This window comes from Trichlorobacter sp. (assembly GCF_030247655.1).
Classification (GTDB): domain Bacteria; phylum Desulfobacterota; class Desulfuromonadia; order Geobacterales; family Pseudopelobacteraceae; genus Trichlorobacter.
Genome location: NZ_JAOTRZ010000169.1, coordinates 1 through 6,591 on the forward strand (window position 1 = coordinate 1; position 6,591 = coordinate 6,591).

The following is a 6,591-nucleotide window of genomic DNA, read 5'->3' on the forward strand; positions in this document are numbered from 1 at the left end:
CTGATAAAGACTTCGAACTACTACGTGATTTTATTTACAACCTGTGTGGGATGTATTTTCACACCACAAAAAAATACTTCCTGGAAAGCCGTCTTACCAAGCGGATGGAGGCCACCGGCACCAAGACCGCCATGGATTATTACGGCCTGCTCAAGTCCCCCCGTGGCGGCGAAGAACTACGCTTTCTACTGGATGAAGTCACCACCAACGAGACCTACTTCTTCCGCTGTGTACCCCAGCTGAACGCCATTGAAACCAAGTTCCTGCCTGAAATTGTCGAAGCAAAAGGTAAAATGGGATTTCGGAAATTAAGGATCTGGTCTGCAGCTTCATCATCCGGTGAAGAGGCCTACACCCTGGCCATGATGCTTCTGGAAAAGCGGTCTACCATCCTCAAGGACTGGATTATTGAAATCATCGGTACTGACATCAATGAAACTGTGGTAGCCCAAGCCAAGGAAGGGATTTACAACGCCTACTCAGTCCGTAACGTGCCTGATCTGTACAAGAAAAAGTATTTCAAAGAAGAAGCGGGCAAGTTCATCCTCTCCCCGGATGTCAAAAAATTTGTCACCTTCAATAAGATGAACCTCTATGATGACACCAAGATGGTCTTCATGAAGAGTTTTGACTTTATTTTCTGTGCCAACGTTTTGATTTATTTCGACCTTGCTTCAAAATCAAAGGTTGTGCAGCATTTCTACAACAACCTGCAACCCTACGGATACTTCTTTGTTGGCCAGTCTGAGTCCCTTCACGGCGTAAACGACAAGTTCAAGACCGTCCACTTTCCAGGCGGTTTTGGTTATAAGAAATAGCGGGGGATCCCACGATGGATAAACAGGCAATGATGGAAACAGCCCGCCAGATGGTGGCCAAGATCGATGACCTGCCCACGATTCCGGTGGTGGCTACCCAGGTACTGCAACTGCTGGATGACCCGGATGTCAACGTTGACAAGGTAGCAGACCTGATGCTGACCGATCTGGTCATGACCGCACGGGTGATGAAGATGGTCAACTCCCCCATCTATCGTGCAAATCAGGAAATCACCTCCCTAAAGCGGGCTCTGGTCTACCTTGGTATCCGCCACATAAAAGAGATCGCCCTCACCTCGTCATTCATCAGTGCCTTTGAAGACAAGGGGGGCGTGATTGACATCAGCACCTTCTGGGCCCACTCCTTCGGTGTGGGTATGGTCTCCAAGATCATTGCAGAAAAGATCCGCTATTCAGACGTTGAGAAGGCTTACCTTGCAGGTATCGTGCATGATATTGGTGAGGTTGTACTGAGCTATTACCAACCGGAATCCTTCTCGAAAATACTGACTGCAATCAAGGAACGACCGGTACGCCTGATTGATATGGAGCTGGAAGAATTCGGCACCACCCATAATGAAATCGGCCTCTGTATCGCTGAAAAGTGGAATTTCCAGGAAGCCTACAAGGAGGTGGTACTGTACCACCACAGCCCGCGTGAGGCCACCAGCGATCCGGTACTGTGCGCTATTGTCAATCTGGCAGACCTGTTCTGCTCAGTTCGGGATCTCTACTACGGCGGCAACGCCTGGGCCAGCTTCAACCTCTCTGAAGAAGAAGGCTGGGCCATACTGAAAGAACAACATCCCAGCCTTGAACATCTCGATATTGAACGATTCTGTTATGAACTGGATGATGCCGTGCCTGATGTCAAGGATCTGGTTGCATCCATATTTTCCAAGGCGTAACCTACGGAGGCATGATGTTTTCTCCAGCGTCGGGTGCTAAAACCCGTGTTCTGATCGTAGATGATTCATCCTTCATGCGGATGGCCATTCGTGGCATTCTGGTCAAAGATCCTTCCCTTGAAATCATCGGCACCGCCAGTGATGGGGTTGAAGGGGTTGAAAAGGCGATTGCCCTCAAACCTGACCTGATTACCATGGATGTTGAGATGCCCCGCATGGACGGCATCTCTGCCCTGAAGCAGATCATGGCCAAAGCCCCAACCAAGGTTCTGATGGTTTCAACCCTCACCAACGAAGGAGCCAAGGCCACTTTTGAAGCACTGGATGCCGGTGCCCTGGACTATATCCCTAAAAACGTCACTGATTCATCCGATGCCCAGAACATCTTCCGTGACGAACTGCTGAAAAAAGTTCGTGAAGCGACCCGTTCACGTGTCCTGCGGCCAGCAACAGGCCTGGCCGTGCCTCGCTCTGCTTCGCTGGTTACGCCGCCCCCACGTGCTGCCGTCAAGACCTCAAAGATTCATGCAAAGAAGATAACCCATGTCGGTATCGGCGCATCAACCGGCGGACCGGTTGCGCTGCAGGAGGTCATCTCCCGTATTCCGATGAACTTCCCATACGGCATTGTGGTGGCGATTCATATGCCTAAGGCCTTTACCGGCCCCTATGCTGACCGCCTGAACGCCAAATGTTCCATTACGGTTAAAGAGGCGGTTGATGGTGAGCCGATCAAGCCGGGTACCATCCTGATCGCCCCTGGCGGCATGCACACCCAGGTGGTTCGTAGTGGCAGCGGCCTGGTGGTCAAAACAGCTCCCACCACCAATTATCCCCAATACGTCTACATCCCTTCGGTAGACCTGATGATCTCTTCCATGGCAGAGGCCACGGCAGGATCAATGCTGGGTGTTGTTTTGACCGGTATGGGTAATGATGGATTCAAAGGGATGCAGTTGCTGAAACAAAAAGGCGGAGTAACCCTGGTGCAGGATGAAGCGACCTCAACCATTTACGGTATGCCCAAGGCCTGTGTTGATGGTGGAGTGGCTGATGAAGTGCTGCCTCTGGGGCAGATCGGCTATGAAATCGGCAAGTTTATGGGGTAGGTAGAAATTTGTATTTTACTTCACAAAAGGCGACCAAATTATTGGTCGCTTTTTTACCTTTGGGCGTAGACCACCAGCCCTTTAGGGGTACTATCCACCCGACAGTTAGAATAGCCCAGCCTTTTCAGGCGACGCAGAATAAAGAAGGCTGCGACCTTGTGTACATCAGGCAGGATCAGCGGAAAATGGTCCGTAGACAGGTTGGTAATCGCCTGCCAGGTTGCCTTCCAGTCAGTTTTTGCCATTATGAATGCTCAGAGGTGGCGTGGAACTCTAAATCAGGCCAGTTTTCAATCGTATTGTCCAACCGCCACTGGCTGCCGGCCATGTAGGTCAGTTTGCCTTCACCATCAATGTACAGATTCATCTTCTCTTTTTTCTCAAACTCTTCCATCAACTTCTTTTCACCGGTTACCCAGCGGGCCGTGGCATAGGCCACCGGCTCGTAGGCAATCTTGACCCCGTACTCAAACTCAAGCCGGTGCAACACCACCTCAAACTGCAGGATACCAACCGCACCAACCACCCAATCAGCACCAAAGATCGGCTTGAACACCTGGGTGGTACCTTCTTCTGCCAGTTGCACCAGCCCTTTTTCAAGGGCCTTTGACTTCATCGGATTCAGCAGGCGCACCTTGCGGAAATGCTCCGGCGCAAAGCTTGGGATACCGGTAAACTTCATATCCTCACCCATGGTAAAGGTGTCACCGATCTTGATGGTGCCATGGTTATGGATACCGATGATATCGCCGGGAAAAGCCTCTTCCACGTTACTGCGATCCTGAGCCATAAAGATGGTGGCATTGCTGATCTGGAAATCACGTCCCAGGCGCAGGTGACGCACCTTCATGCCCCGCTCAAACCGGCCGGAACAGATCCTGAAAAAGGCGATCCGGTCACGGTGGGCCGGGTCCATGTTTGCCTGAATCTTGAAGACAAAGCCGGAGAACGGCTCTTCAAAGGGAGAAACCAGCCGGGTGGTGGTGGCACGTGGACGTGGATGGGGGGCATGCTGCACAAAGGTGTCCAGCAGTTGCTGCACCCCAAAGGTGTTGATGGCGCTGCCAAAAAAGACCGGGGTCTGACGCCCTGACAGATACGCATCCAGGTCAAAGGGATGGGCCGCCCCCTCCAACAACTCCACGTCATTACGCAGTTCTTCCGCCTGACTGCCCAGCAGTTCATCCAGTAACGGATCTTCAAGCCCCTTTACAGCCACTACCCGGCCAACGCCATGCTCTGCATCAGGATCAAACAGCAGCACCTCTTTGCTATACAGATGGTAGGTACCGCGAAACCGCTTACCCATGCCGATCGGCCAGGTCATGGGGGCGGTTTGCATCCCCAGATTCTTCTCCACATCATCCAACAGATCAAGCGGTTCCTGCCCTTCCCGGTCAAGCTTGTTCATAAAGGTCATGATCGGGGTATCCCTCAAGCGGCAGACATCCAGCAGCTTCTTGGTCTGGGTCTCCACCCCCTTGACCGAATCAATCACCATCAGGGCCGAGTCAACGGCGGTCAGCACCCGGTAGGTATCCTCAGAAAAGTCATTGTGACCGGGGGTATCCAGCAGATTGATCTCAAAACCATCATAGGTAAATTTCATAACGGATGAGGTGACAGAGATGCCACGCTGTTTTTCAAGCTCCATCCAGTCCGAGGTTGCATGGCGGCCCGATTTACGTGCCCGCACCTCACCTGCCTGCTGAATGGCGCCGCCAAACAGCAGCAGCTTCTCAGTGATGGTGGTCTTGCCTGCGTCAGGGTGACTGATGATGGCAAAGGTACGTCGCTTATTAACTTCTTCCTGGTTGAACATAGCTTCCACGTTACTGCTCCTTACACAGAAAAGGCGGGCCAAAAGCCCGCCTGATAGGTTGATTGCTACTGCTAGGCTCTGAAAATAAGGCGATCAATACACCACTTGCCGCCACCTGCCACCATCAGGTACACCGCCATCCCCAGCAATGCCAGCGTATACTCAATACCGTGGCCACGACCGGAGGCACAGGTGGCATTCAGAAAGAAACCATGGGCCCAGTGTACCTTGTAGATCGCCACGGCCATAACCGAAGCGATACCGGCAGCCGATACACGAGTCAGGAACCCGGTCAGCACGCCCAAGCCGCCACCAAACTCGGCGATAATGGCCAACAGGGTAAAGATCGGCGGAATCCCCAGTTTCTGCTCAAAACTGGCAAAGGTTGCGGTTAAACCACTGCCGCCAAACAGGCCGAACAGCTTCTGGGAACCGTGGGCAAGAAATATCAGTCCCAGCGGGATACGGATGACCAGCGGTGCGACGGCATCAGACAGTTCAAAACCACCTCTGGCCATGGCAAACCTCCGCAGCATAAAATGGAAAGGGGACCAATGGTCCCCTTTTGTGCTGAATTGGCGGGCGGTATTGGATTCGAACCAACGACCTTTGGCTTCGGAGGCCAACGCTCTATCCAGCTGAGCTAACCGCCCGTGAACTAAATCTTTTACACTATCAGCCATACCAACTCAAGGGAAAAATCTGGTCAGCCCTGGTATGCTCTGCTACTATTGCGCCATGTTGACTATCGGACTGACAGGCGGTATCGCCACCGGCAAGAGCAGTGTTGCGGCACTTCTGGCCGAACAGGGTGCAGAGGTAATTGACGCGGATCAGCTTGCCCGTGATGCGGTTGCACCGGGGACCGCAGCCCTGCGGCAGATTGTGGAGCTGTTTGGACAGCAGGCACTGCTGCCGGATGGCACCCTGAACCGACAGGTAGTGCGGGAGCTGGTCTTTCACGAACCTGCCAGGCGACAACAGCTTGAGGCGATCCTGCACCCGGCCATTAAAGAGTTGGCCCTGCAGCAGATTGATCAGGCGCGATGCCGCGGCTCACGCGTGGTGGTCTATATGGCGCCACTGCTGATTGAGGCCAAGGCCACTGACCGGGTGGATGAGATCTGGGTAGTAACCGTGCGGCCTGAAGTTCAGCTGGCACGCCTGATGGCCCGCGACGGTTGCAGCCAGCAGCAGGCAGAGCAGATCATAGCGGCCCAGATGCCGCTTGCAGAAAAAGAGCGCTTCGGCGTAGTGGTTATCGACAACAGTTCCAGCCTGGAGGCAACCCGTCATCAGGTTGAGGCAGCATGGCAACAAAGGATAGGATCATGACCGAACAACGCACCATACTCCGCCGAAAAGCCACCACAATCAGACAACCGGACGGCCAGCTCAAACTGTTTGCCACCGTGCCGCTGGGGGCGGAAGAACTGACTGCAGCTGAACTGGGACGCCTAGGAGCCGAAGGGATCACCGTGGTTCGGGGCGGCGTCAGCTTCAGCGGCAACCGCAGCACCCTCTACCGCAGCCTGTTGCAGTTACGGACCGCCAGCCGGATACTGCTGCAACTGGGGCAATTCCCCTGCGGCTCGCCGCAGGAACTGTATGACGGCATGCGTAACCTTGCCTGGAGCGACCTGCTGACCCCTGACATGACCATGGCGGTGGACTGTACCGTGCGTGACTCAGCCATCACCCACTCGCACTTTGCCGCCTTAAAGGCCAAGGATGCCATTGTTGACCTGCTGCGGGACACAGTCGGCAGCCGCCCCAACATCGACACCAAAGCACCGGATCTACGGATCAATCTCCATATTGCCAAGAATCAGGCCAGTGTCTCGCTGGATGCCAGTGGTGATCCGCTGGACCGCCGGGGCTGGCGGCTGGACCGCAACGACGCCCCCCTGCGGGAGACCCTGGCACCCGCCATA

Annotated in this window: 8 protein-coding genes and 1 tRNA gene; 5 read left to right on the forward strand and 4 right to left on the reverse strand. The window is 54.0% G+C overall.

Translation table 11 applies throughout. From position 1 onward, the window contains the following. The 3 genes from OEL57_RS12610 to OEL57_RS12620 all read left to right on the forward strand — a co-directional run. Positions 1–818, forward strand: an 818-nt coding sequence (locus tag OEL57_RS12610) for a CheR family methyltransferase (RefSeq protein WP_300740885.1), incomplete at its 5' end; no start/stop codon positions are given. 14 nt (positions 819–832) lie between these two features. Continuing rightward, the gene (locus OEL57_RS12615; RefSeq protein ID WP_300740886.1) at positions 833–1,726 is read left to right on the forward strand and encodes an HDOD domain-containing protein; all 894 of its coding nucleotides are present in this window, start codon (positions 833–835) and stop codon (positions 1,724–1,726) included. Positions 1,727–1,740: 14 nt separating this feature from the next. After that, positions 1,741–2,835, forward strand: coding sequence for a protein-glutamate methylesterase/protein-glutamine glutaminase (locus OEL57_RS12620; RefSeq protein ID WP_300740890.1), 1,095 nt, complete (start codon positions 1,741–1,743; stop codon positions 2,833–2,835). A gap of 53 nt (positions 2,836–2,888) precedes the next feature. On the opposite strand, the gene OEL57_RS12625 is transcribed toward OEL57_RS12620, so the two are convergent. The 4 genes from OEL57_RS12625 to OEL57_RS12640 all read right to left on the reverse strand — a co-directional run bounded on the left by OEL57_RS12625 (position 2,889) and on the right by OEL57_RS12640 (position 5,310). After that, positions 2,889–3,080 carry a hypothetical protein gene (locus OEL57_RS12625; RefSeq protein ID WP_300740887.1) on the reverse strand — a complete coding sequence of 64 codons (192 nt, stop codon included), beginning with the start codon at positions 3,078–3,080 and terminating at the stop codon, positions 2,889–2,891. Then, a complete protein-coding gene (locus OEL57_RS12630; RefSeq protein WP_300740891.1) occupies positions 3,080–4,657 on the reverse strand; it encodes a peptide chain release factor 3 in 1,578 nt (525 codons plus the stop codon). The genes OEL57_RS12625 and OEL57_RS12630 overlap by 1 nt, the downstream gene beginning before the upstream one ends. Positions 4,658–4,728: 71 nt before the next feature. Beyond that, a complete protein-coding gene (locus OEL57_RS12635; RefSeq protein WP_300740888.1) occupies positions 4,729–5,175 on the reverse strand; it encodes a DoxX family protein in 447 nt (148 codons plus the stop codon). A 58-nt stretch (positions 5,176–5,233) separates the two neighbouring features. Then, a tRNA-Arg gene (locus OEL57_RS12640) sits at positions 5,234–5,310 on the reverse strand. An 85-nt stretch (positions 5,311–5,395) separates the two neighbouring features. On the opposite strand from OEL57_RS12640, the gene coaE reads away from it, so the two are divergent. After that, positions 5,396–5,992: a dephospho-CoA kinase gene (gene coaE, locus OEL57_RS12645; RefSeq protein WP_300740892.1), complete on the forward strand. Its 597-nt coding sequence runs from the start codon at positions 5,396–5,398 to the stop codon at positions 5,990–5,992. After that, positions 5,968–6,591, forward strand: a 624-nt coding sequence (locus OEL57_RS12650; protein ID WP_300740889.1) for a THUMP domain-containing class I SAM-dependent RNA methyltransferase, incomplete at its 3' end; no start/stop codon positions are given. The genes coaE and OEL57_RS12650, both read left to right, overlap by 25 nt.

Coding starts and splice junctions, on each gene's coding strand:
- OEL57_RS12615 (WP_300740886.1), top strand. CDS start 833: ATGGATAAACAGGCAATGATGGAAACAGCCCGCCAGATGGTGGCCAAG.
- OEL57_RS12620 (WP_300740890.1), top strand. CDS start 1,741: ATGTTTTCTCCAGCGTCGGGTGCTAAAACCCGTGTTCTGATCGTAGAT.
- OEL57_RS12625 (WP_300740887.1), bottom strand. CDS start 3,080: ATGGCAAAAACTGACTGGAAGGCAACCTGGCAGGCGATTACCAACCTG.
- OEL57_RS12630 (WP_300740891.1), bottom strand. CDS start 4,657: ATGTTCAACCAGGAAGAAGTTAATAAGCGACGTACCTTTGCCATCATC.
- OEL57_RS12635 (WP_300740888.1), bottom strand. CDS start 5,175: ATGGCCAGAGGTGGTTTTGAACTGTCTGATGCCGTCGCACCGCTGGTC.
- coaE (WP_300740892.1), top strand. CDS start 5,396: ATGTTGACTATCGGACTGACAGGCGGTATCGCCACCGGCAAGAGCAGT.